The sequence below is a fragment of the Marinobacter sp. MDS2 genome (assembly GCF_030718085.1).
GTDB lineage: Bacteria > Pseudomonadota > Gammaproteobacteria > Pseudomonadales > Oleiphilaceae > Marinobacter.
Genome location: NZ_JAVAJF010000001.1, coordinates 554,680 through 579,434 on the forward strand (window position 1 = coordinate 554,680; position 24,755 = coordinate 579,434).

Genomic DNA, 24,755 nt, shown 5'->3' on the forward strand with positions numbered 1-24,755 from the left:
ACGGGCCTGCCCCGGTTTCGCATGATTCGGTTTTACGAACCGCCTCAACAGGTGTTATATTATAACGTATCAAACATATTGCAGGACCCCACCATGAACTTCACCAAAACCACCCTTGCTCTGGGCTTGGCCGCCCTGGTTTCCGCCACGCCGGCATTCGCCACCAACATTGTTGCATCCATCAAGCCGATTGAACTCATTGTGAAAGCGGTTGCCGGTGACAACATGAATGTCTCCACCATCGTGCCGCCGGGGTCCAGCCCGCACAATTACAGCATGAAACCGTCACAACGCCGGGCACTGGAGCAGGCCGATGCAATTTTTTGGGTAGGACCAGACATGGAGACCTTCCTCAGCCGCCTGCTTGGCGGAAAGGAGTTCGCAGGCAAGGTCGTTGCATTCACGGAACCGTCCGAAGGTGAGCCGGACATGCATCACGACCACCACGACCACCACGACCACCACCATCATCACGGCCACGATCACGGCGACGGTGAAGACCCGCATCTGTGGGTAGATCCGGGTATGGCACTGCAGATGGCCAAAGCCGTCCATGCCAAGCTCAGCACCCTAGACGGCATTAACACCTCTGAGCTAGACGCCAATCTGGAACGGTTCGAGCAAAGCCTGCACACAACAGAGCAGCGCATCAAAGCAAGCTTCAACCAACTTGAGGGCACCAGCCTGTTCGCCTACCACAACGCATTCGAACGGTTTGCCGAACACTACGAACTCGATCTGGCCGGTGTACTCACCCTCAATCCCGAATTGTCACCCGGGGCCCGCCACATCGCCGAGGTGCAAAAGAAGCTGCGCGCTGCCAATCAGCCCTGCTTGCTCACGGAACCTCAGTTCAACCGCCAATGGTGGCGATCCATCACCGAAGGACTGACCGTGACCGTCAGCACCTGGGACCCACTGGCCACTGATATCAACTCCACAGCCAACGGCTACCTCGAGTTCCAGCAATCCATTGCCAACGCCGTGCTCGAATGCTTACCACAGTAAGCTGAGCATCAGCGGGATAGACACCATCGCCAGAAGGGTCTGCCCGCTGATAATCCCGGCCATCAAGGGCGCGTCACCACCCAATTGGCGCGCCAGAATATAGGCAGACGTGGCAGTCGGAAGAGTCGCCAGCAGCACCGCCACTTGCACCAGTAACCCGTTCAGCCCCAGCATCCAGGCCAAACCAACCGCCATCATCGGAAACGCAAGCAGCTTCAGCGCAGACGACACCAAGAAGGGCGCAGACGCACCGCGCAACGCACTCAGCTGCAAACCGGCGCCCACCGTCATCAGGCCCATAGGCAAGGCCAAATTACTTAACGGCTCCAGCGTACCCGCCAGCAGTGGATGAAAACCAATCTCGAAGAAGCTCCACAACACTCCCAACACCGAACCCACTATCAGTGGATTGGTAACAATTGCGCGCAAGACCTGCTTCAAACTCACCTTGTCTTGGCCGGCCACCAGAGAAAACATCAGAATGCATAGCAAGTTCAGCATCGGCACCATAATGGCAACCGCGATGGCGGTCAGCGATAAACCGTCGTCGCCCAGCAGCATCCCGCCAGCGGCCAACCCCACGTAAGAGTTGAAACGAATCGCCCCCTGGTAGACCGAAGAAAACACCGGCCCACTCCAACGCCAGAACAACTGAACAACCACCAGCGCCAACGTCATAGCCGCCAACATCGAGATGATCAGCAACGCGGTATCGGCATAGGCCGATACCGGAAGCCGCGCCTGCCCCAACTTGAACACCAACATGGCCGGGAACAGAATGTAGTAGGTGAAGCGTTCTGCCTGCGGCCAGAAATCACCACCGGGGAAATTAATCCGCCTGAGAACATGCCCCAACATGATCAAAACAAACACCGGCACCAGCGCCTGAACGACTACCTGCATGCTATAGACCTTATAACCGTTGCCATTTTGCTCCCCTGGAGTTAGATTCAGGGTATTGCTTTCCAAAACGGCGTAATGTGAACAACGTGAACACCCCGATTTACGGCATTCATACACCAAATATCGCACTGCGGTCTTCTTTCGAGAACACCGGCAGGGCTGTTATACGCCTCTGATTCCGCTGAATCCACTCTTCCCCTCTTCCGGATTCAGCGCTTAAACCACACTTATTGTTTAGAATTTTTTCAGGAGATTCCTATGGCTGAATTACCTTCAATCGTAGTTGCAGAAGAAGATTACAACCGCTTGAGCACCTTGCTTGAACGCGTAGCAGGAAAGTCCGATGTGGCTGATGGCCTTGAGGATGAGCTCAGCCGTGCTGACCTCAAGCCGCTGAGCGAAATGCCGGAAGGCGTAGTGACCATGAACTCGATCATCCGGTTTGTGGACGAAGACGCCAACAAAGAACACGAAATGATGCTGGTGTACCCACACGAAGTGGGCGACAGCGCTCACAAAGTGTCCATTTTGGCCCCCGCTGGGGCGGCCATGCTGGGCCTAAGCATTGGCGACAGCATCGAGTGGCCCATGGCTGGCCGCAAGCCAATCCACCTGAAAGTGGTCAGCGTTACTCGAAACGCCTAATCAAAAAAGCCGCGCGAGGCTAAACCCCTGCGCGGCCTTTTTACGCCCTGCTTCAGTCTTCGATGAACACCAGGCTCTCTTCGGAATCTGCCGCTTCCAAACGCCCCAACGGCTGAAGCTCCAATCCTTGCTCTCGGGCTGCCGCTTCAAACGCTTCGCGACGATTTTCCGCCACGCTCACCATCAATCCACCACTGGTTTGCGGATCACAGAACAGCAATTTATCCGCCTCGGTCATACCTGAAATGGCGTTACCGAAAGCCGCCGCATTGCGGTGCGTGCCACCGGGAATGCAGTCTGCATCAATATAGGGCTGCAAATTAGGCAAGGTGGGGATGGCCTTACGGCTAACGGTGGCTTTCACGCCGCTGCCACGACAAATCTCCAGCAAGTGCCCCGCCAGGCCAAAGCCGGTGACATCGGTCATCGCACTCACACCTTCGATCTGGGAGAACACCTCACCCACTTTATTCAGAGTCGACATATTCTCGACCGCAACCGCCAAATCGTCCGGCGACACTTTACCCTTCTTCGAAGCGCTGGTGAGAATGCCCACGCCCAGAGGTTTGGTGAGATACAGAAGATCCCCCGCCTTGGCTGTGTCGTTGCGAATAATACGGTCAACATTCACCGTACCGGTAACGGCCAAACCGAAAATCGGTTCCGGCGAATCAATGCTGTGTCCACCCGCAAGCGCAATGCCCGCTTCAGCGCACACCGCACGGCCGCCATCGATCACCTTGGCGGCAATCTCTGGTGCCAGCTCGTTCACCGGCCAACCCAGAATCGCAATCGCCATCACCGGCTTTCCGCCCATGGCATACACATCGCTGATTGCGTTTGCCGCAGCAATTCGACCGAAATCGAACGGATCATCCACCACCGGCATAAAGAAGTCTGTGGTACTGATAACGCCCACACCGTTGCCGATATCGGCGACCGCTGCATCATCACGACTATCGTTGCCTACCAGCAATTTCGGGTCATGAAAATCCGGCATGTCCGTGTGAAGAATTCGATCAAGAACGTCTGGAGCAATCTTGCAGCCACAGCCCGCACCATGGCTGAACTCGGTCAATTTGATAGACAAGGTTTCTTCCTTCTATACGTTACGGAGTGAGCTTGGGTTTTTGCTAGTATACCCAGAACCAACAAATTTACAGATCAGCACACTTTGCAGCCACCACACAGGAACGTCAATGAGTAATCCAGCCAGCAAGCCAGATCACCAGGGCCCCGCCACCCGCATCATCCACAACCAGCGCCATAAAGACACCTTTGGCAGCCCCTACTCCCCCATTTACAACACCACCACATACCGGTTCGAGAACACCGCTGCCTTGCTCGACATGATCGAAGGTCGCAGCGAAGGCTATCTCTACACTCGCTGGGGCACCAACCCCAGCATTCAGGAGCTGGAACAAGGACTGGCAGGCTTGGAACAGGCTGAAGCTGCACTCGCGTTTGCCTCTGGTATGGCGGCAATTTCCGCGACCTTACTCACTCACGGCCGCAATGGCATAGTTTGCGTAGGCGACCTTTACGGCGGCACTCAAGCGTTTCTGGTCGATCAATGCCAAGCCTTGGGCATTCCAGTGACCTTCCTGTTTCGGGAAGAACAGAACCAGCTGGCAGACCACCTGGAACAACCCGGCAAACTGGTGTACTTCGAAACACCGGCAAACCCCAACATGGCAATGCTGGACATTAACGCCATCGCGGAAACCGCCCACAAACACGACGCCCTGGTTGCCGTAGACAACACCTTCGCCAGCCCCATCAACCAGAAGCCGCTGGGTCTAGGTGCCGACCTGGTGTTGCACAGCGCCAGCAAATATCTGGGCGGCCATAGTGACATCACCGCCGGTGCACTGATGACGTCGGCAGCACTTGCCAAACCCGTCGCCACTTGGCGCAAGAACCTGGGCCAACTCATCGCTCCGGAAACCGCTGCCCTGCTGTCACGGAGCCTTCGCACACTGCCGGTCAGAATCCGCCAGCACAATGAGAACGCGATGCAGGTGGCCCAAGCGATGGAAACTCATCCGAAAGTCACCAAAGTACACTACCCGGGACTGCCGTCCTTTGAAGGCCACGAGCTGGCCTGCAAGCAGATGACCGGCTTCGGCGGCATGCTCAGTATTGAAGTGGAAGGTGGCCAAGAGGCGGCAGCAAGGGTGGCCGACAGCCTCAAAGTGTTTCTTCTCGCCACCAGCCTTGGCGGCGTTGAAAGCCTCGTTAGCCAACCCAGCGCCACCAGCCATCACGGCATCAGCCGCGAAGAGCGCCTCAAGCGCGGAATCGGCGATGGCATGTTGCGCCTGTCGGTAGGCCTGGAGGATGCGACCGACCTGATCGATGACCTGACACAAGCTCTGGGCTGAACAATTTGGTGCGGCTTTCGTTCAATAAAGCGGGAGCCGCACAGCACTCACTGTCACTGCCAAAACGCCTGCTATACTTTTTGTAGCGCCTGGCTGGCCGGCCAAGCTCGAAGGGCACCTACCTTTTCGAGGTACCCGCCCCCTTTGAACGAGTGAAGCTGTCATGCTCACCACCAATTACTTTTACGCCTGCCTACTGGCAGCGTTATTAATTAACCCCGCCGACTCTAACGCCGAACTGCCAGATCGTGTCCAAATTGCCGCGATTTATGATGAGCCCACCACAGCCGCAGGCGCAGCCATACTCAAGCGAGCCTATCAACGGCTAGGCGTAGATGCCTCAGTACTCATCACGCCCTCACGCAGAGCCTTGATGATGGCCGACACAGGGTTATTAGACGGCGACCTTTTCCGGATAGGCCGCGTTGCGCAGCTGTTTCCGAATCTGATTCGCGTAGAGCACGTGCTATTTCGTGGCACCTTACGAGCGGTTGTTCGCAAAGACGAAACACACGTTCTAGCCCTCCCCCCACCGCAATCAATGACGGTTGCAATCAGACGAGGCATCATTATTTCCGAATTAACGGCACGGAACATGGGCGTAACACCCGTGTATGCCAACAGCAATAGTCAGGCACTTAGCCTGCTTCAATCCAAACGGGTAGACGCTGCATTTTTTACTGTGATTTCCCAATTCAACCCAATCGCTCCGCAAGATCTGACCGGCTTGAATGTTGTCGAGAAGCCACTGGCTGCTTTTGATCTTTATCACTACCTAAACCGGCGACATTGGGAGCTGGCCAACGCACTGCCTGACGTTCTCAGGCAGATGGAGCAAGAGGGTGTTATTGAGAAGGTGCTGGAAAGTTTTAGAGAGCGGCAGGGGGAGTGGGAAACAGATTAGGTTAGAGCCAATCTTAACTGCAATGGAGAAAGTCCGACCTTACTCCAGTCATCTCGATTACCAACGACTTGACTATCAATCCAGACAGCTACCTCAGTAGTATCGATAATGCAGTCTCGTTCGGCGCATTCTCTCAACGAAGGCCTCCCCAACTATTCAAGGCTACCGGTTGAGGGATACTAGTGCACTCGCCCGTTTTCAGGCCTGCTTGCATCTACGGCAAGGGTCATCGGATGGGTTTATTAAAAGGTCATTTGTTATATCCTTATCGCTAAGACAATATGTCAGTGTCTTCGACAAGCTGTAGTAATGGAGAAGTTATCATGCCCCGGGCAAATCATTGGAGCGACAAGGAAATTGCACTAACCGTTGCCGACTACATGAAGATGCTAACGCTTGAACTTGCAGGCCAGCGGTACAATAAGAGCTCTCACCGAAGGGAGTTACTTAAAAAACTAAACGGACGAAGTGATACCGCTGTTGAGCTCAAACATCAGAATATCAGCGCAGTTCTTCGTGACCTGAACTGTTTCTGGATACCAGGCTACAAACCTCGCGGCCATTACCAGCAAGCTTTAGCGGTATATGTTGAAGACTGGATTAATTCACACTCTGATTTCGACCACGCTTCCCAAGCTGCTGTCCAGCAGCCAGCCTTTGTTCCGAGCGGCGTTGAGTTTTCTAATCTTTTGGTTCAGGCACCCGAACCCGCGCTAAAGGTTCAAGAGCCACGCCCCACCTACACTCCTAATCGTGTTGCCTCAAAAAGAGATTACCTTGCCCAAGAAGCCCGAAATTCTGCACTGGGCTACGCAGGAGAGCTGCTGGCGATGGAATACGAAGAATATCGACTAAGATCCGCGGGGCAAAAGACGCTAGCTGACCGCATTGAGCATGTTGCAAAATCTCAAGGGGACGGGCTTGGGTACGATATCCTGTCATTTGAAACATCTGGAGAGGAAAGATTCATTGAGGTGAAGACGACCGCTTTCGCTAAAGAAACCCCTTTTTATGCTTCCCGAAACGAAGTCTCATTCTCGGAGGATTTTAGTGATCAGTTTCACCTCTATCGGCTATTTGAGTTTCGAAAATCACCCAAGCTGTTTTCTTTAAAGGGAACCATTAGCGACCACTGCCACATGGATCCAGTAAACTATCTCTGTAAGCTATTCTGACTCAACAAGCCTCCCCAACCAAGCCGCCCCACGCACCCCACTAGAATCGCCGTGCACTGCCCGTACAACGGGCGTGTCGCATTCGCTACCAAACACATAGCTCGGTAGCCTTAGTGGCAGCTCTTGGTAGATTTTCCCGGTATTACTCATGCCGCCGCCCAGCACGATGATGTCGGGGTCTAGCACGTTGATGACAGCCGCCAAGCCGCGGGCCAGGTGATCAAGGTATCGATTGAGTGTTTCAGACGCTGCTTTATCGCCGTTGCTGGCGCTCTCGGTGATGGTTTTTGCAGGTAGGTTCTGGCCGTGCAGGAATTGGTGGGTCAGTGATAACCCGGTGCCAGACAGGAAGGTTTCGTTACAGCCGCGGCGGCCGCAGAAGCAGGGGCGTTGGTCCAGTTCGGTTTGTGGGGTCCAGGCTAAAGGGTTGTGGCCCCACTCACCCGCTACTCCGTTAGGGCCGGTGAGTATTCGGCCGTTCACGCTGACACCGGCACCGCAGCCGGTGCCCAGTATGGCAGCGAATACCACGTTGTGGTTTTTGCCGGCTCCGTCTGTCGATTCGGAAAGCGCCAGGCAGTTGGCATCGTTGGTGACGGTTACCGGCCGTTCCAACAGGCGGCTCAAGTCGTCTTTCATCGGCTGACCGTTAAGCCAGGTGGAGTTGCCGTTTTTTACCTTGCCCGTGATACCGGAAATGCTTCCGGGTATGCCAATACCCACAGGCAAACCGCTCACGCCGACCTTTGATTCGGCTGCCAGCACCAGCGAGTGAATGGCTTCAAGGGTGGCGCGGTAATCCCGGGCTGGCGTTGGCACGCGCTGGCGAAAGTGTTCCTTGCTTTGCCGGTCCATCAGGATGACTTCGGTTTTGGTGCCACCCAAGTCGATACCAATCAGCCACTCGCTGTGCATGACACTCCCCTTCCAAACCTGATGTTCCGAAAAGGAGAGTCTATTTCTTTACCCACTGCCCCTCAATCAAAACAAATTGGCCACCGGGGGTCTTTTCTATCGCTTTCTTGCCGGCAACGGTTTCCACTTGGGTAACCGGGATCGCGTGTTTTTCGGCAATACGGGTGTATTCATTGCGACGGGCCTGGTTAATGGCCTCCACCACCTCTCGGGCATCGCCTGTAGCTCGAACAACGTCCAGATAACCGGTTGGGGTTTCACCCACCAGGCCTTGCTGCTTTACCGATTCCAGCTTGTCTTTGGCCTCACTCAAACTCATAGCGAACGCTGGCATAGCCAGAACCATGGCCAGCACAACGGCGCTCAGTTGTGTCAGTTGTTTCATCGTTAACCCCCTTTGTTCAGCTCTTGAGATTGCCTGTTTGGTTTCAGAACAGGCCTTTGTCGCTGAACAGTTCATCCACGTCTTTATCCACTTTTACGTAGATTTCGTGCTGAATCTTTACGTTCAGGTTTACGGTAATCGGCTCTTTGGGTGCGGCCATTTGCACCGTTGGCGTGCAGGCGATTAACCCTATGGGCACTATCACTACCCACAGAGAGGTGATCGCAAGCGGCCGGCGCAGCCGCGTTACATTGATCATGGTTCTGCCTCCTGTTCGGTTTGCTTCACTCGCTCCCGAACGCGCTCCGTTACGGCTTCATTGACCCTGCCACTCAATTGCAGGCTGGTTAACAGGGCGGGGATATCTTCTTCAAGATTGAGGTTGAGCACGATGGGCTGCTCCCGTCGATCGCTCGCCTTTTGACCTTCCAGCCTTAGGTGCAGAAGCAATCTCCCCTTAGTATCGTAGTCTATCGTGCTGTTGAGCTTCTTGTAGTGAAAGTTTTGCAAAGCTTCCACCACCGGTTCCATCCCCTGGCTGCTGCCCAGTATCGCTTTCAGGCGCTCTGCGGGTAGGCGTATTATGCCTCCCGGAGGCTCGGCAGCCATTCGACCCTCAGCCACTTCAACACCTGCACTGCCAATTGAAACCGGTATGTGCCCGGTAAGATGGCCCGTGCCGGAAAGCCCTTCCGTTGGGTACAGTTGCAGCAGTTTGGCCAGTGAAACGTCATAGGCATCAATGGGTAACTGCCACGGGTCGGATGATAAATCGATGCTGCGGGGCGCCACCCTCAAGCGGCCACCCAAAAACTCGGCGTTTGCCTGCTGGATGTTAAGCACTCCCTCGAACAGTTCGCCCAGTGGCGCTCGATAGTCGGCAAGAAACCGGAGTGGCCCAATGCCGATACCGGTGTTGATTTTGGCGATGGTGAGTTCGCTGGTGCTGGCGGTCAGTGTGTTGTCTTCCAAGCTAATGCGAAGCTGCCCATTCATGTCGGTAACCGCACTGGTGCTAACCAGCCCATTAACACGCTCAAACTCAAAGCGACTTTCTAAAGCCAATGGGGCGTCCGGCTCAATGCGCATTGTCGCAACGGCGCGGACTTCTCCGCTGGACACTTCCAATAATTCTGGCCAATCCGCCAGCGTTGCGGCCATTACCGTTTGGATATTCTCCCCGCTCAGGCGCAGTGTGGCTCGGCCTGCCTGGAATTCCCCGGTTACGTTTCTTATAACCACATCCGCAACAAGGCCGGAGTCTGCGCGCACTTGGCCTTCAAGGCTCAGGTCGGCCAAAGTGCCATTTGCCCTACCCTCAAACTGCCACCCCTGCGGCTTGAGTAGCGGGTGTTGGAGCTCCGCTACACGAATGCTGACATGCCCTGCAACTGAGCTTCGTTCCGCCAATGAACCGGTACCAGAGAAGTTTACCGCAAGGGAAACGCCAGCCAGGTCGGCGCGACCCCCTGTCATTTGCCAATCGCCCGATCGGGTATCCGGCAAATCCAGGCCGACCGTCCCCTGTTCTAGAACAAACGACCAGTCGAAGGCTTCAGCGGGCAGAGGTAACAATATGGCTGCAACCAAAACAACGGGGCAAAGCCAGCGAACCCATAGTGTGGAGGAGAATGCGCCACACACGCTGGACCTCCGCGACGGCATTTACGCTTCCGGTAATTGATGAGGCAACTTGAGTAGTTCGGCCAATGGCACCGGTCGGGAGAAATAGAAGCCTTGCAGAAGGTCGCAGCGCCGCTGAACAAGGTCATCTCGTTGCTCAGGGGTTTCAATACCTTCTGCCACCACTTCCAAACCAAGGTGGTGGGCCATGGTGATGATGCCTTCCACAATCGCCGCACTCTCTCGTCCGCCAGCGATGTCTCGGATAAAGCTCCGATCTATCTTTACTTTATTAATCGGCAACTGGCGTAAATAACTCAGGCTTGAAAAGCCCGTTCCAAAGTCGTCGATGGCGACTTTTACGCCCAGGTTCCGAATTTTCTGAAGCAGTTCAATGGCTTTTTCCGTGCCAGCCATCATCAAGCCTTCGGTCACTTCCAGCTCCAGGCTCTCCGGGTCAAGGCCGCTTTCTTCAATGGCCTGACTTACTTCATCAAAAAAACCATTTCGGCGGAAATGCACCGGCGAGATATTGACCGCCACCGTGAGTGGCTCATCACGGCCCGCATTGATGGTGTGCAGATCCTTACAGGCTTGTCGCAACACCCATCGGTCCAGATCAATAATCTGGCCCGTGCTCTCTGCCAGTGGAATAAAGTCACCCGGTGGCACCATGCCACGCTCTGGATGCCGCCAACGCACCAGTGCTTCCAGGGCCGTCATCTTTCCTGTGCGGGCATCTACCAGAGGCTGGTAGTAAAGCACCAGTTGGTTGTGCACTACCGCGTCTAACAATTCGCGCCTGAGTGCAATGTGCTCTCGTATTGACGAATTCGCATCGCCGGCATACCACTCCCAAGTATTCCGGCCTTGGGCTTTGGCTTCCCGGACCGCCATGTGAGCGTGCTGAATCAATGTTCCGTCATCGCGCGACTTGGCCCGCCCCAACGCTACGCCGATGCTGGCACTGATATGAAGAACATGGTCATCGATAACAAACGGGCGGGCGAGTAGGCTGAGCAACGCTTCAACGACCGGCAGGGTGTGTTCGACTCGCCCCCGGTCAGTCAACAACACCCCGAATTCATCCCCGGCAAACCGGGCAATAAAATCTCCGGGTTCGAGACCATCGGCCAGCCGGTTCGCTACCGCCTGCAGCAAATGGTCCCCCACCGTGTGCCCGAGGCCATCGTTGATAGAGGCAAAACCGTCCAAATTGATCAGCAGAACGGCCACTCGCCCTTTCGACAAACGATAATCCTCAGCCAAACGGGCTTCGAAACCGGCTCGATTGGACAGGCCAGTGAGAAGGTCGTGGGTACGCTGAAAGTGCAATTTCAGTTCGCTTTCTCTTTCACGCGTTATGTCTTTCCCGATTCCGTACACACCGACAACTTCCTCGTCCACCACGATCGGCAGGTTTGTTACCTCAAGGAGATACTCGTCACCACCGGCGTGATAGGCGACGACTTCGTAATGCTGTGGTATTCCGTTGCAGGCCAGCTTGAACGCCTGCCCGGCAACCTCATGATGTTCCTCTTTTACAAAGGTTTCGTAGTGCAGGCCAATAATGTTCTCCTCAGCAAACCCCGCGATATGCTCACAGCCTCGGTTTGCCGCCACAAAGCAGCCGTTCAGGTCGAGCTCGAAAACAGCATCCGGGTGGTACGTGAAGAGGGATTGATAGCGTTGGCGCTGAATGCGAAGTGCACGCTGGTCCTGCTGTCGCGCCAGAGCAAAAGCAAGCAGCCCGGCAGCGCGCGTGATCAATACAAGTTGGTCATCATCGGGCGAACCGGGCTTGGGGTGGTATGTGGCGAAGGTGCCTAAAAGCTCGTCGTCGGTCATCATCACTGGTACGGACCAGCAAGATTTCAAATTTTCTTTCAGTGCGGCTTCCCGATAGGCGTCCCAGTTAGGATCATCGGCAATGCTATGGGTAACAACAACGTCCCGCAGGAACGCTGCTCTGCCGCAAGTGCCTACTTCAGGCCCGATTTTTTTGCGCTGCATAGCCAACTTATAAGCGTCAGAGAGCCCGTCTCCGGCCACCAGCGTCAGAGTATCATCGGATGAGTCATACAACATGAACGTCACCACGGCGCTCGGCATTTGCCGTGCCACCATACGGGTAACCTCCGCCAATATATCCATGAAGGGCTCATGGTTGGCGATCATGTCTTGAACTTTTTGTTGATCCGCCAATTCGGCAAGGATGCGATTCATTCTTATCCCTTAAGGAGAAGCATTACTACTTGAGACTACCTTTGATCCTGGGAGATTACCAGCTATGTAGCCGCCACCCCAGACCGCGAAAAGTCTAAGTACATCATCGCCCGAACTGACCCTAACTTACGGCGATACTTGGATAACCCCCTCCTTATCGATATAGAACAGTTAACGGTAATTAGCCAGTTCGGCCCCCGGCCAGCTGCCCGAATTGAGAACTTTCGTCAGTTGCATTTCCTTTTCGTATCGCTTGATCTTTTGAGCACTTAAGTCACGTCCACCAGCACAATTTCACTGTCTTCAGAGGCTTTAACCGTTAGCAGCACTTCGTCGCGAATGGCAACGCCGTCACCGGCATTGGCCACAACGCCATTCACCTCGATCTGGCCAGTCGCGGGGACCAGATAGACCTTTCGGCCCGAAGCCACGTTATATTCAGTGCTTTGGCCAGCCTCCAGGGTTGCAGCAACCATTCGGGCGTCTGTACGGATCGGCAAAGCGTCCTTGTCTTCCGGCAAACCGCTGGCGAGCGTAACGAAAGAACCACTACGGTCACCCTTTGGAAACGGCTTCGCGCCCCATGCAGGTGGCAAACCGGTTTCGTTCGGCACGATCCAGATCTGAAAGATCTCAGTCGTTTCGTCTTCTTCATTCATTTCACTGTGCGCAATACCGGTACCGGCACTCATCACCTGCACATCGCCCGCTTCTGTTCGGCCACGGTTCCCGAGGCTATCTTGGTGCGTGATTGCGCCTTTGCGGACATAGGTGATGATTTCCATGTCGCGGTGCGGATGGCGCGGGAAGCCTGAATGAGGAGCGATGGTATCGTCATTCCACACTCGCAGATTACCCCAGTTCATACGGTTCGGGTCGTAGTACTCGGCAAACGAAAAGTGGTGACGAGTGTCGAGCCAACCGTGGTGCGCGCTGCCCAGTTCTTTATAGGGTCTAAGCTCAATCATTGCAGTACCTCCTCTTGACTCGCTTCAACTGCGTTGTTCGATGAGACCACTATATTTACTGCGCTCCACTTAAGAAAACGGAACGTTTTGACCGTAATATTCGATAAAATTGAACCATCCTCGCGCACGCTACAACTAAGGGCATCCCCTCAATCACTCGGGCCGATTTCCTGATAGAATTGGCGCCTCAAATGGGCAAACCTGAGCAATGAATGATCAACCAAACATCTCCCGATAACACTGGGCTTGAGCCATCCCGACGCTTTTCCATTGCACCAATGATGGATTGGACCACGCCTCACTTCCGCTATTTAGCGCGCATTCTCAGCCGCCGCGCCCTGCTCTATACGGAAATGGTGACGACCGGCGCTCTGATTCATGGCGATACCCGGCGTTTTCTTCGGCACGACCCATCCGAGTATCCACTGGCTCTGCAGCTAGGCGGCAGCAATCCCGGTGAACTGGCTCAGTGTGCAAAGCTCGCTCAGGAGTTTGGTTTTAGCGAAGTCAATCTGAACGTAGGCTGCCCGAGCGACCGGGTTCAGAACAACATGATCGGTGCTTGCCTGATGGGGCACCCGGATAAAGTGGCCGAAGGTGTGGCCGCGATGAAAGAGGCCACCGACCTACCGGTGACCGTTAAGCACCGGATTGGTATTAATGGCCGGGATTCCTGGGAAGAGCTGTGCGAGTTTATCGCGAAGGTTTCAGCCGCCGGCTGCAACACGTTCATTGCGCACGCCCGAATTGCGATTCTGGAAGGGCTCAGCCCGAAGGAAAACCGCGACATACCACCGTTGAAGTATGACTGGGTGTACCGTTTGAAAGAAACGTACCCTGAGCTGGAGATCATCATCAACGGTGGCATCAAAACCATCGAAGAATGCCACGATCACCTTCGCCATACCGACGGCGTTATGCTGGGCCGAGAGGCTTACCACAACCCGTGGCTGCTGACCGAAGTAGACCCTGAATTCTTCGGCGAGGAAGCGCCGGTCACCAGCCGCCATGAGGCTCTTCGGGCAATGTTCCCGTTTATTCAGAAAGAGCTCGACCGGGGCGTTTACCTCACCCACATTACCCGCCACATTATGGGTTTGTTTCTTGGCATGCCAGGCGGCAGGCAGTTCCGTCGCCACCTGAGCGAAAACGCCAACAAGCCTGGTTCCGGACTGGAAGTGGTGGAGCAGGCACTGGCGAAAGTGCGAGAGCCAGAAGCGGTTTTGGAAAACTAGCGGCCACAGCCATTAGTTGTCTTGTTCCTGTTGTATGCTGCCGTTATTGTAGAGGTTAAGAAGGTGTTCCGGAGCTGAACACCTCGATAACAACTATCAATCTGGACGACAACACGAATGACCAACAAGTTAGACCAACTGAAAACCATGACAACGGTGGTTGCAGACACCGGTGACCTGGACGCCATTGCCCAATGGCGACCCCAAGACGCAACCACCAACCCGTCCTTGCTTCTTAAAGCAGCGGCGTCAGATGCGTATCGCCCCATGCTGGATAAAGCCATTACGATGGCTCATCGTCAGGGAGGCTCATCTGCCGAGCAGCTGACACTGGCAACCGATATGCTGGCAGTACTGGCGGGCAAAGAAATTCTCGACCTTATTCCGGGCGTGGTATCCACCGAAGTTGATGCGCGTCTGTCCTTTGATACCGCCGCTACGCTCAAGCGTGCCCGCAGAATCATTGAGCTCTACGATCAGCAAGGGGTCGATACCAGCCGCGTTCTGATCAAGATCGCCTCAACCTGGGAAGGCATTCTGGCGGCCGAGCAACTTGAAAAAGAGGGCATTCGCTGCAACCTGACATTGTTGTTCTCGTTTGTGCAGGCGGTTGCCTGTGCTCAAGCCGGCGCTCACCTTATTTCACCGTTTGTCGGCCGTATTCTGGACTGGCATCTCGCCAATTCTGGCCGCGATAGCTACCCGGCGGCAGAAGATCCCGGCGTACAATCCGTTACCCGGATCTACAATTACTACAAAACCCACGGTTTCAACACAGTGGTCATGGGAGCAAGCTTCCGAAATACCGGAGAAATTGAAATGCTGGCCGGTTGCGACCGCCTGACCATCAGCCCTGCTCTGCTGCAAGAGCTTCAGGATGACAACGGGCCGCTGACCCAAAAGCTCAAAGCCGAAACCGCCACGAGCAACGACATCATTGGTCCGGTTGACGAAAAACTGTTCCGTTGGGAATCCAACGAAGACGCCATGGCAACCGAGAAGCTGGCCGATGGTATTCGCCGGTTCTCAGCCGACCAGATTGAATTGGAAAACCAGGTTCGCCAGCAGGCCAACGTTGCGTAGATTGCAGCGAGCGCCTTCAGCGGCAGTGATCGCCCGTTAAGTCGAGGATTTCATCATGTTAGCCATTCTTCACCCGAATACCGAACTGAATAGCGAAGCTTACCGCCAGACCATGCACTATCTGGAAAACCTGCCCGGAGTGAGCCTGCGGGTTCACGAGGTTCAGGGTGTAAGTCAGCGGCTAACTGAAATCTATCTGCTGGGCGATACCAAGCCGCTGGACAAAGAAGAAATCGAGGCCTTGCCGGCGGTTGAGCGGGCCATACGGATTTCTGAAGATTACCGTATTCTGGGGCGCCATAAAGACGACAACCGCCAAAGCGGGTTCCACTACAACGGTGTCGATTTTAACCAGAACAACCTGAACGTGTTTGCCGGTTTGTGTGCCGTCGATGTCCCCGAGCATGTCGAAATCATGATGAAGGCCTTGGAAGAGAACGGGCAGGTGTGCACGCGCATGGGTGCCTACAAGCCGCGGACCAACCCCTACTCGTTTCAGGGGCATGGCCAGGGTTGCCTGCCCTGGGTGTTCGAAAAAGCCGGCAAACATGGCATCAAAGTGGTGGCGATGGAGATCACCCATGAAAGCCACATTGAAGAGATTGATACCTGTCTTGAAAAACTGGGCCGGCCAACCGGGGTGATGCTGCAGGTGGGTACGCGCAACACCCAGAACTTTGAACTGCTGAAAGCGATTGGCCGCCAGAGCACCTATCCGGTGTTGCTGAAACGGGGCTTCGGGATCACCCTGAATGAATCTCTGAATGCTGCGGAATATCTGGCCAGCGAGGGCAACGCCAACGTGATTTTCTGCCTGCGTGGAATGAAAACCGAAGCCGGCCAGCCACACCGCAACATGGTCGATTTTGCCCACGTTCCGGCGGTGAAACGGCTAACACGGATGCCGGTGTGCGTTGACCCGTCTCATTCTGTCGGCACCCGGCAGCAGTCTCCGGACGGCATTCTCGATGTGATGCACGCCACCGCACAGGGCGTCATCGCCGGCGCCAACATGGTGCTGGTAGACTTCCACCCGAAACCCGAAAAAGCCCTGGTGGATGGCCCTCAGGCGCTTCTGATGAACGAACTACCGGCTTATCTGGAAGACATTCAGCTTTGCCACGACACCTGGAAGAAACGCCAGGCTATCTACAAACGATTAAAGGATATCGCTACAGAATGATCATTTATGGTCACCGCGGGGCCAAAGGCGAGGCCCCTGAAAACACGCTTCCCGGGTTTCTTCATGCTTATCGACTAGGCGTACGGCACTTCGAGCTTGATCTGGCGTTATCAAAAGACGGCATACCGGTGTTGGTACACGACCTCACCGTTGACCGCACAACCGGCCAGAAAGGCGGCATCAGCAAATACACAGCGAACGAACTGAACCAGATGGATGCCCGGCGCAACACCAGTTCGTGGCCACACCCAACCGGCATCCCGGCGCTCGAAACCTTGCTGGACCAACTGTCCGATCTGGAACACCTTCAGCTGGAGGTCAAGAAAGACAATCGGTACCGGCTCAATATCCTCTGCAACCGGTTGACCGAAATCATTCAACGACGAAACTTGTACCAAACAGCGGCCATCACCTCGACCGACCCTTGGTTTCTGCGAGAAATCCGCCGGCGTGACAAGAACATCCGCATAGGGCTCGTGGCTGAACGGAAATTTCCCAAGCCGTTAAAAGTCGCCAGCTCGCTCGGCTGCGAATACTTTTGTGTGAATTGGCGAATTCTTAGCAAAGGAATGGTCGATATTGCGCACAAACGGAATATGCACGTCTCCGCCTGGACGGTGAACCGCATCCACGACATGCTGACTCTAGAAGAAATGGGCGTGGACAGCATCATCACAGACTTCCCGACCAGCACGCGAATGTACTTCGATAATCGTGCAAAATCACTCGTGACTTTGCCTGCCCAAGAAACCGGGCAGCCAGATTTGTAACTGACTGCCCGATGAACGTCCTGAATCAGAAGATTCGGTTCAGGCCGTTCAGTGCAGCTACCCGATAGGCTTCCGCCATGGTTGGGTAGTTAAAGGTAGTGTTAATGAAGTAGTTCAGGGAGTTCGCTTCCCCTTCCTGGTTCATAATGGCCTGGCCGATGTGGACGATTTCCGCCGCCTGGTCTCCAAAGCAGTGAATGCCCAGAATTTCCCGGGTTTCTCTGTGGAACAGCAGCTTCAGCATCCCGACCGCTTCACCGGTGATCTGAGCACGCGCCAGATCCTTGAAAAACGCCTGCCCCACATCGTACGGCACTTTCGCTTCTGTCAGCTCGCGCTCGGTCTTACCCACTGAGCTGATTTCCGGAATGGTGTAAATGCCGGTCGGCACATCGTCCACAAAACGGAAGTACTCATCCTGCACCACGTCAGAAGACGCAGAACGCCCCTGATCATAAGCAGCACTCGCGAGGCTTGGCCAGCCAATGACATCACCCACCGCATAGATGTGCTCTACTTCCGTGCGGTAATGGTCGTCTACCGACAATTGACCACGACTATTCGGCTCAAGACCCACTTTATCGAGCCCCAGATTATCGGTATTGCCACTTCGGCCGTTACACCACAGGAACGCGTCGGCGCGGATTTTTTTGCCAGACTGAAGGGTGACTACCACGCCGTGATCATCACCTTTGACAGTCTCGTACTGTTCATTGTGACGCACCAGCACACCGTTGTTTCTCAGGTGATAGCTGAGGGCATCTGATATCTCGTCATCCAAAAACGACAGCAAACGGCTGCCCGGGTTGATCAGATCAACCTTCACCCCCAAGCCCGCAAAAATCGACGCATACTCGGAACCGATGACGCCAGCGCCATAGATGATTAACGTGCGCGGCGTATGGGACAGATTCAGAATGGAATCGGAGTTGTAGATCCGATGGTGACGGAAGTCCACATCGGGTGGCAGATACGGGCGCGAACCGGTGGCCACAATGGCCTGCTTGAAATGGATCGTCTCGACCGATTTGTGACCGCGAATTTCCAAGCGGTTCTTGTCCAGAAACGCCGCGCGGCCGTTCAGCAAATCAACCCGGTTACGTGAGTAAAACTGGGTGCGCAATTTCACCTGCTTCCCAATAACCTTCTGGGCGCTTTGCAGAACCCGCGGGAACGAGAACCAACGAGGCTCACCAATGTCCCGGAACATCTGGTTCGTGTTGAAGGTGATAATCTGCTTAACAGAATGACGCAGTGCCTTGGAAGGAATGGTGCCCCAGTGAGTACAGTTACCCCCTACGGTGGCTTTATCCTCGATGATCGCAACCCGCTTATTGTGCTTGGCCGCATTCATTGCCGCCCCTTCACCAGAGGGGCCGGCACCAATAACAACAACGTCGTAATGATGTTCTGCCATGCGCGCAGTATCTCCTTATCTACGTCTTGTGAGCGTAGCTTTAATTATTGAGTGTGTGATCGCTTGCCGTTATTTATCGATTTTGCTGGCGTCGTAGGCCAAATCTTCTGCGCTCACCGGCGTTGCTGATTCAGAACGGCTCTCTTCGCACTTTTGGGTGTTGCCACCACAAATATCGCACGAGGAGCTGATGCCAAGCGCACCAATACCACCGCAAGTACCACTAATCGGCTTACGCCCGAAAATAACGCCGACGGACATACCCACCATCAGCAAAACCACAATTGCCAAAACTAACAAAAAGGTACTCATACCCTGCCCCCCTTACTGGACAACGTAAGCGGAAAACGCCGGCGTGCTGTGCACGTCAAATCCAGCTTCACCCCTTACAATAAAATACGCCGGGATATTCTCACGGGTCGCCAGGCTCATCGCCCGCTCAAACCCCATCACATTGAACGCTGTTGCCAATGCATCGGCTGTCATACAGTCATCCGAGATAACGGTTACGGATGCTAACCGATGATCGATCGGCCTACCGGTATCTGGGTCAATTGTATGTGAATATCGCTTCCCTTCCGATTCGTAATAGTTACGATAGTCACCGGAGGTTGCCATGGATTTCTGATCCAGCGCCACCACCACATTCACCTGTCGAGCCTGCTCGGAAGGCGTCTCTACCGCCAGTCGCCAAATATCACCTTCCGGTTTGCGGCCTCGGGTACGCACCTCGCCTCCTATCTCAACAAGGTAGGCCTGCACGCCTTGGCTGTCGAGGTATCGGGCCACCACGTCCACCCCATAGCCCTTGGCAATACCAGACAAGTCGATGTACTGGGGTTTGCTGGCGCGGATAGCTAACACTTCTGCATCAAGCTCCAGGAACTCCCAGCCGGTCACGCCTAGCATCCGTTGCAGCTCCTCATCGGAGGGCGTGTGTTCAGGCCTGGCCTCCGGGCCAAACCCCCAGAGATTAACCACCGGCCCGATGGTGGCATCGAAGGCGCCGTCAGTCTGAGCTGAGATTTCCTGAGCGCGCTGAATCACTTCGAAAAGCGGAGCCGAGAGTACAGTCCACTCCATCTGGTCCGTTTGATGGTTCAACCGGGACAGTTCGGAGTCCTGCTTCCAGGTGGACATCGCGTTATCGACCTGCTCCAACTCGCTTTGAATGCCCTGTGCCAGCAGTTTGAGCTTGGCATTATCGTCCGGCAATACGACGTTGATGTGATAGCTGGTTCCAAAGATCCCACCAGAGATCTCCCAGACTTTTTCTTCTTCCTGAAACGAGCAACCCGCCAGGGCGGCCACCGCCAGCGTCATAATGACGCTGGCCATAACCACCCTGACGGGTCCAAACATGCGGGATGTCATTTGAGCTAATTAACCTCCAAAGTCATCCAGCATGATGTTTTCGTCTTCGACACCAAGATCTTTCAGCATCTTGATGACAGACGCGTTCATGATTGGGGGTCCACACATGTAGAACTCACAGTCTTCAGGGGCCGGATGGTCCTTCAGATAGTTGTCGTACAACACGTTGTGGATGAAGCCAGTCGGGCCTTCCCAATTATCGGTTGGCAGCGCATCAGACAACGCCACGTGCCACTCGAAGTTTTCGTTTTCTTCGGCCAGGCCGTCGAAATCTTCAACGTAGAACATTTCGCGAACACTACGTGCACCGTACCAGAAGCTGATCTTACGCTTCGACTTCAGGCGCTTGAGCTGGTCAAAGATGTGCGAACGCATCGGTGCCATACCCGCACCGCCGCCAACGAATACCATTTCAGCATCCGTCTTCTTGGCGAAGAACTCACCGAACGGCCCCATCACGGTAACCTTGTCACCCGGCTTCAGGTTGAACACATAGCTCGACATGATGCCTGGTGGGTGGTCACTGCCCGGAGGTGGCGTTGCAATACGGATATTGAACTTCAGAAGACCCTTTTCTTCCGGGTAGTTCGCCATGGAATAGGCCCGGATGGTTTCTTCTTTGTTGATCGCCTTGTAGCGCCAGATATCGTGCTTGTCCCAATCTTCGTGGAACTCTTCCTCGATCGCGAAATCCTTGAAGTCGATTTCGTAAGGAGGGCATTCCAGCTGCACATAACCACCAGCGCGGAAGTCGACTTCCTCGCCTTCAGGAAGCTTCAGCACCAGTTCTTTGATGAAAGTGGCCACGTTGTGGTTAGAAATGACTTCGCATTCCCACTTCTTAACACCAAAGAATTCTTCCGGCACTTCGATCTTCATGTCCTGCTTCACAGGAACCTGACACGACAAGCGCCAGCCTTCTTTCTCTTCACGGTTAGTGAAGTGTGTCTTTTCAGTCGGCAGCATCGCACCGCCGCCGTCCAGAACTTTACACTTACACTGGGCGCAGGTACCGCCACCGCCACAAGCAGAAGACAGGAAAATCCCGCTGTTGGCCAAGGTGCCCAGAAGTTTTCCACCGGCTTCCGTTTTCACGGTGTGGTCCGGGTCGTCATTGATTTCGATGGTCACATCACCGGTGCTTACCAGTTTGGATCTTGCCGCGAGGATGACCGCAACAAGCGCCAGAACGATAACGGTGAACATGACCACGCCGAGTATTATTTCTGTATACATGGTCTCGCCTTTTCGTTAAACCGAATCACCGGGTGAATTACAGGGAAATCCCTGAAAAGGACATGAAGCCAAGGGACATCAAACCAACAGTAATGAAGGTAATCCCCAAGCCACGCAGGCCTTCCGGAACATCGCTGTACTTGAGCTTCTCACGGATACCAGCCAGAGCAATGATCGCCAAAGCCCAGCCAACACCAGCACCAAAGCCGTAAACCACACTTTCACTGAAGGTGTAATCACGCTCGACCATGAACAGCGCCGCACCCATGATGGCGCAGTTAACTGTGATCAGTGGCAGGAACACACCCAGCGCGGAGTAAAGTGCCGGAATGTATTTATCCAGAATCATTTCCATGATCTGAACAATGGCAGCAATAACACCAATGTAAGTGATCAGGCCCAGGAAGCTCAGGTCAACCTCAGGCAGGCCGGCCCACGCCAGCGCACCTTCACGCAGAATGTTGTTGTAGATGAGGTTGTTCACCGGAACGGTCAACGTCAACACAACAATTACCGCGATACCCAGACCGGTAGCAGCTTCAACTTTCTTGGAGATGGCCAGAAACGTACACATACCCAAGAAGAACGCGAGCGCCATGTTCTCAATGAAAATTGCCTTGAGAAGCAGGCTGATATAATGCTCCATCAGAACGCCTCCTTATGGGTGTGGCGGGACATCTTGTAATCGGGCTCTTCAACCTGCTCCGGCATCCAGGTACGCAGACCCCAAATCGCCAGACCAATGATGAAAAACGCACTCGGTGGCAACAGCAGTAAGCCGTTGGTGATGTACCAGCCGCCTTCGTTTACCGGAGTCAGCAGAGTGACGCCGAACAAAGAACCGGCGCCCAGCAGCTCACGGAAGAAAGCAACGAACAACAGCATGACCGAGTAGCCAAGACCGTTACCGATGCCGTCTACGAAGCTCAACCAGGGGCCATTCTTCATGGCGAAACCTTCGGCGCGGCCCATAACGATACAGTTGGTAATGATCAGACCGACGAAAACCGACAACTGCTTACTGATTTCGTAGGCGTAGGCTTTGAGGATCTGGTCTACCACGATTACCAGAGAGGCAATGATGGTCATCTGCACGATGATCCGGATACTTCCCGGAATCTGGGTCCGTACCAGCGATACCGCCAGGTTTGAAAACGCGGTAACTGCGATAACCGACAAGCACATAACGATGGTAACGCTCATGCTCGTGGTTACTGCGAGCGCTGAACAAATACCAAGGATCTGCAGCCCGATCGGGTTGTTACTGAATATCGGTTCGAAAAGAACCTGTTTGGCGTTTGCTTCAGCCATGATCAGACCTCCCCTTCACGAAGTTTCTTGAGGAACGGCGCGTAGCCACGGTCGCCCATCCAGTAGTTGACCAGTTGCTCAACACCGCGGCTGGTCAGAGTGGCGCCAGAGAGAGCATCAATCTTGTGCTCTTTGTTCTTGGCGTCAGCACCAACACCGCCTTTGACCAGCTGGATCTGGGGCTCGGTCGGGTCGTCGCTGTACAGCTCCTTGCCCACCCACTGCTGCTTCCAGCGCGGATTGTCTACTTCACCACCAAGACCCGGGGTTTCCGCATGAGCGTAGAATCCGAGCCCTTCGATGGTGTTCAGGTCACCTTCAAGAGACACGAAACCGTACAAGGTAGACCACAAGCCGTAACCGTGAACCGGCAGCACTACACGAACCAGGTCTCCGTTTTCGCTCAAGGTATATACCTTGGCGATGTTCGGGCGGCGCTTGATGCCGGCCTTGTCTTCGGAGGATGGGATGTTGGTGCTCAGCTCCGGGTCAGAAGCCGCTTTGTACATGTCGTACTTCATAGGATCTTCTACACCAACGGCAGAAGGCTCTACGAAATCACCGGTTTCAAGATCAACCAGGCGAACGTCGAACAGCTCAAAGCGTTCCTCGATCTGATCAGCGCTTGCACCGGTTTCCAGCATGCCTGCAGCAGCCAGAATGTTGGACTTGATGTCCAGGTTCTGGTTTTTGATCTGAGCCGGACGGAGCGATACTGCTGCCGTGGATACCACAACAGAGAAAACGATACTCAGTACCAGTGCAACGATAATGGTTCTGGAGACAGTTTCTTTAGCTTTAGCCACGAGCAAGCCTCCGTTTGATGTTAGCTTGAACCACGTAATGATCCATCAACGGAGCAAACAGGTTAGCAAACAGGATCGCCAACATGATGCCTTCCGGGAATGCGGGGTTAACCACACGGATCAGAACGGTCATTACACCCACCAGGATACCGAAGCACCAGCGGCCGGTGTTGGTCATAGACGCTGAAACAGGATCTGTTGCCATGAACATCATACCGAAGGCAAAGCCACCCATAACCAGGTGCCAGTGCGGCGGTACAGCAAACATGTTGTTGGTTTCAGAACCGATCAGGTTCAGCAGCAAGGACATTGCGATCATGCCGATCAGCACGCCACCAACAATGCGGTAGCTCGCGATGCGCATAGCAATCAGCGCCAAGCCACCAATCAGAACAGCAATGGTGGAGGTTTCACCCATGGAGCCTTGAATGGTACCCATGAACGCGTTCATCCAGCCGATCTGCTGGTTCAGCGCTTCCATACCTTCGCTGGCAGCCACACTCAGGGCCGTTGCGCCACTGAACCCATCAACAGCGGTCCAAACCGTGTCGCCGGAGATCTGGGCCGGGTACGCAAAGTACAGGAACGCACGACCGGTCAGCGCAGGGTTCAGGAAGTTCTTGCCGGTACCGCCAAAGACTTCTTTACCGATCACAACACCGAAGGTGATACCCAAGGCTACCTGCCACAAAGGGATGGACGGCGGGCAGATCAGGGCAAAGAGAATGGACGTTACGAAGAAGCCTTCGTTTACTTCGTGACGACGCACGGTTGCAAACAGCACTTCCCAGAAACCACCCACAATGAAGGTCACTGCGTATACCGGAATGAAGTAAGCCATGCCGTATACGAAGTTGTCCCACAGGCCAGCTCCTGCGCCTGTAACAGCGAGAGCCTGAATAAATGCGGTACGCAGGCCACCGTCGCCCACCAGGGCGTCCGGGTTCGCGGCCAGGAAGTTATTGGCCTGGTAGCCAATGTTCCACATACCGAAGAACATCGCCGGGAAGGCACACAACCACACGGTGATCATGATGCGCTTGAGATCAACGCCATCACGCACGTGGGAAGTGGTCTTGGTTACCGATCCGGGCGTGTAGAAAATAGTATCAGCGGCTTCGTAGAGTGCATACCAGCGCTCCCACTTGCCACCTTTTTCAAAGTGATGCTCGATACCATCGAGATACTGTCTGATAGACATCGT

25 protein-coding genes are annotated in these 24,755 nt (G+C 54.6%); 9 read left to right on the plus strand and 16 right to left on the minus strand.

Translation table 11 applies throughout. The features are described from left to right. Nucleotides 1-93: 93 nt before the first annotated feature. Entirely contained in the window at nt 94-1,008 is a 915-nt protein-coding gene (locus tag Q9245_RS02655) for a zinc ABC transporter substrate-binding protein (protein ID WP_305895706.1), read from the plus strand. Here Q9245_RS02655 and Q9245_RS02660 read toward each other — a convergent pair. After that, on the minus strand, nt 997-1,911 hold the full coding sequence (locus Q9245_RS02660) for an AEC family transporter (protein ID WP_323754560.1): 915 nt from the start codon (nt 1,909-1,911) through the stop codon (nt 997-999). The two genes, Q9245_RS02655 and Q9245_RS02660, sit on opposite strands and share 12 nt — an antisense overlap. 258 nt (nt 1,912-2,169) lie before the next feature. Between Q9245_RS02660 and rnk the strand changes: the two genes are divergently transcribed. Next, nucleotides 2,170-2,556, plus strand: coding sequence for a nucleoside diphosphate kinase regulator (gene rnk, locus Q9245_RS02665; protein WP_305895707.1), 387 nt, complete (start codon nt 2,170-2,172; stop codon nt 2,554-2,556). A gap of 52 nt (nt 2,557-2,608) precedes the next feature. Here rnk and selD read toward each other — a convergent pair whose 3' ends face one another. Next, on the minus strand, nt 2,609-3,646 hold the full coding sequence (selD, locus tag Q9245_RS02670; RefSeq protein ID WP_305895708.1) for a selenide, water dikinase SelD: 1,038 nt from the start codon (nt 3,644-3,646) through the stop codon (nt 2,609-2,611). A gap of 109 nt (nt 3,647-3,755) precedes the next feature. Between selD and Q9245_RS02675 the strand changes: the two genes are divergently transcribed. The 3 genes from Q9245_RS02675 (at nt 3,756) to Q9245_RS02685 (ending at nt 7,019) form a co-directional block, all read left to right on the plus strand. Then, entirely contained in the window at nt 3,756-4,940 is a 1,185-nt protein-coding gene (locus Q9245_RS02675; RefSeq protein ID WP_305895709.1) for a PLP-dependent aspartate aminotransferase family protein, read from the plus strand. A 163-nt stretch (nt 4,941-5,103) separates the two neighbouring features. After that, complete coding sequence (locus Q9245_RS02680; RefSeq protein WP_305895710.1) at nt 5,104-5,844, plus strand: ABC transporter substrate-binding protein; 741 nt, start codon at nt 5,104-5,106, stop codon at nt 5,842-5,844. Between the two features lie 323 nt (nt 5,845-6,167). Continuing rightward, nucleotides 6,168-7,019, plus strand: coding sequence for a DUF3883 domain-containing protein (locus tag Q9245_RS02685; RefSeq protein WP_305895711.1), 852 nt, complete (start codon nt 6,168-6,170; stop codon nt 7,017-7,019). On the opposite strand, the gene Q9245_RS02690 is transcribed toward Q9245_RS02685, so the two are convergent. The 6 genes from Q9245_RS02690 to Q9245_RS02715 form a co-directional block, all read right to left on the minus strand. Further along, entirely contained in the window at nt 7,011-7,934 is a 924-nt protein-coding gene (locus Q9245_RS02690; protein WP_305895712.1) for an ROK family protein, read from the minus strand. The genes Q9245_RS02685 and Q9245_RS02690 overlap by 9 nt on opposite strands. A gap of 40 nt (nt 7,935-7,974) precedes the next feature. Beyond that, on the minus strand, nt 7,975-8,319 hold the full coding sequence (locus tag Q9245_RS02695) for a YdbL family protein (RefSeq protein WP_305895713.1): 345 nt from the start codon (nt 8,317-8,319) through the stop codon (nt 7,975-7,977). A gap of 43 nt (nt 8,320-8,362) precedes the next feature. Beyond that, entirely contained in the window at nt 8,363-8,578 is a 216-nt protein-coding gene (locus tag Q9245_RS02700; protein WP_305895714.1) for a YnbE family lipoprotein, read from the minus strand. Beyond that, entirely contained in the window at nt 8,575-9,984 is a 1,410-nt protein-coding gene (locus Q9245_RS02705; RefSeq protein ID WP_305895715.1) for a YdbH domain-containing protein, read from the minus strand. Before Q9245_RS02705 ends, Q9245_RS02700 begins: the two co-directional genes overlap by 4 nt. Beyond that, nucleotides 9,985-12,168, minus strand: a complete 2,184-nt coding sequence (locus tag Q9245_RS02710; protein ID WP_305895716.1) for an EAL domain-containing protein — start codon at nt 12,166-12,168, stop codon at nt 9,985-9,987. Nucleotides 12,169-12,437: 269 nt separating this feature from the next. Then, entirely contained in the window at nt 12,438-13,136 is a 699-nt protein-coding gene (locus Q9245_RS02715; protein ID WP_305895717.1) for a pirin family protein, read from the minus strand. A gap of 212 nt (nt 13,137-13,348) precedes the next feature. Between Q9245_RS02715 and dusA the strand changes: the two genes are divergently transcribed. From dusA to Q9245_RS02735, 4 genes are all read left to right on the plus strand, one after another. After that, nucleotides 13,349-14,371, plus strand: a complete 1,023-nt coding sequence (gene dusA, locus Q9245_RS02720; RefSeq protein ID WP_305895718.1) for a tRNA dihydrouridine(20/20a) synthase DusA — start codon at nt 13,349-13,351, stop codon at nt 14,369-14,371. Nucleotides 14,372-14,488: 117 nt separating this feature from the next. Then, nucleotides 14,489-15,454, plus strand: coding sequence for a transaldolase (gene tal / locus Q9245_RS02725; RefSeq protein WP_305895719.1), 966 nt, complete (start codon nt 14,489-14,491; stop codon nt 15,452-15,454). A gap of 55 nt (nt 15,455-15,509) precedes the next feature. Next, on the plus strand, nt 15,510-16,637 hold the full coding sequence (locus Q9245_RS02730) for a 3-deoxy-7-phosphoheptulonate synthase (protein WP_305895720.1): 1,128 nt from the start codon (nt 15,510-15,512) through the stop codon (nt 16,635-16,637). Next, entirely contained in the window at nt 16,634-17,407 is a 774-nt protein-coding gene (locus tag Q9245_RS02735) for a glycerophosphodiester phosphodiesterase (RefSeq protein WP_305895721.1), read from the plus strand. Before Q9245_RS02730 ends, Q9245_RS02735 begins: the two co-directional genes overlap by 4 nt. A gap of 25 nt (nt 17,408-17,432) precedes the next feature. On the opposite strand, the gene sthA is transcribed toward Q9245_RS02735, so the two are convergent. The 8 genes from sthA to Q9245_RS02775 form a co-directional block, all read right to left on the minus strand. Next, nucleotides 17,433-18,824: a Si-specific NAD(P)(+) transhydrogenase gene (sthA, locus tag Q9245_RS02740; RefSeq protein ID WP_305895722.1), complete on the minus strand. Its 1,392-nt coding sequence runs from the start codon at nt 18,822-18,824 to the stop codon at nt 17,433-17,435. Nucleotides 18,825-18,893: 69 nt separating this feature from the next. Beyond that, nucleotides 18,894-19,136, minus strand: coding sequence for a (Na+)-NQR maturation NqrM (gene nqrM, locus Q9245_RS02745; RefSeq protein WP_305895723.1), 243 nt, complete (start codon nt 19,134-19,136; stop codon nt 18,894-18,896). Nucleotides 19,137-19,148: 12 nt separating this feature from the next. Then, on the minus strand, nt 19,149-20,198 hold the full coding sequence (locus Q9245_RS02750; RefSeq protein WP_305895724.1) for an FAD:protein FMN transferase: 1,050 nt from the start codon (nt 20,196-20,198) through the stop codon (nt 19,149-19,151). 9 nt (nt 20,199-20,207) lie between these two features. After that, on the minus strand, nt 20,208-21,434 hold the full coding sequence (nqrF, locus tag Q9245_RS02755) for an NADH:ubiquinone reductase (Na(+)-transporting) subunit F (protein WP_305895725.1): 1,227 nt from the start codon (nt 21,432-21,434) through the stop codon (nt 20,208-20,210). Between the two features lie 37 nt (nt 21,435-21,471). Further along, a complete protein-coding gene (gene nqrE / locus Q9245_RS02760) occupies nt 21,472-22,080 on the minus strand; it encodes an NADH:ubiquinone reductase (Na(+)-transporting) subunit E (protein ID WP_199006749.1) in 609 nt (202 codons plus the stop codon). Next, nucleotides 22,080-22,745: an NADH:ubiquinone reductase (Na(+)-transporting) subunit D gene (locus Q9245_RS02765; protein ID WP_305895726.1), complete on the minus strand. Its 666-nt coding sequence runs from the start codon at nt 22,743-22,745 to the stop codon at nt 22,080-22,082. The genes nqrE and Q9245_RS02765 overlap by 1 nt, the downstream gene beginning before the upstream one ends. A 2-nt stretch (nt 22,746-22,747) precedes the next feature. Further along, a complete protein-coding gene (locus tag Q9245_RS02770) occupies nt 22,748-23,551 on the minus strand; it encodes a Na(+)-translocating NADH-quinone reductase subunit C (protein WP_305895727.1) in 804 nt (267 codons plus the stop codon). Then, nucleotides 23,544-24,752 (minus strand): NADH:ubiquinone reductase (Na(+)-transporting) subunit B, encoded by a 1,209-nt coding sequence (locus tag Q9245_RS02775; RefSeq protein WP_305895728.1) that lies wholly within the window; start codon nt 24,750-24,752, stop codon nt 23,544-23,546. The genes Q9245_RS02770 and Q9245_RS02775 overlap by 8 nt, the downstream gene beginning before the upstream one ends. Between the last annotated feature and the right edge of the window lie 3 nt (nt 24,753-24,755).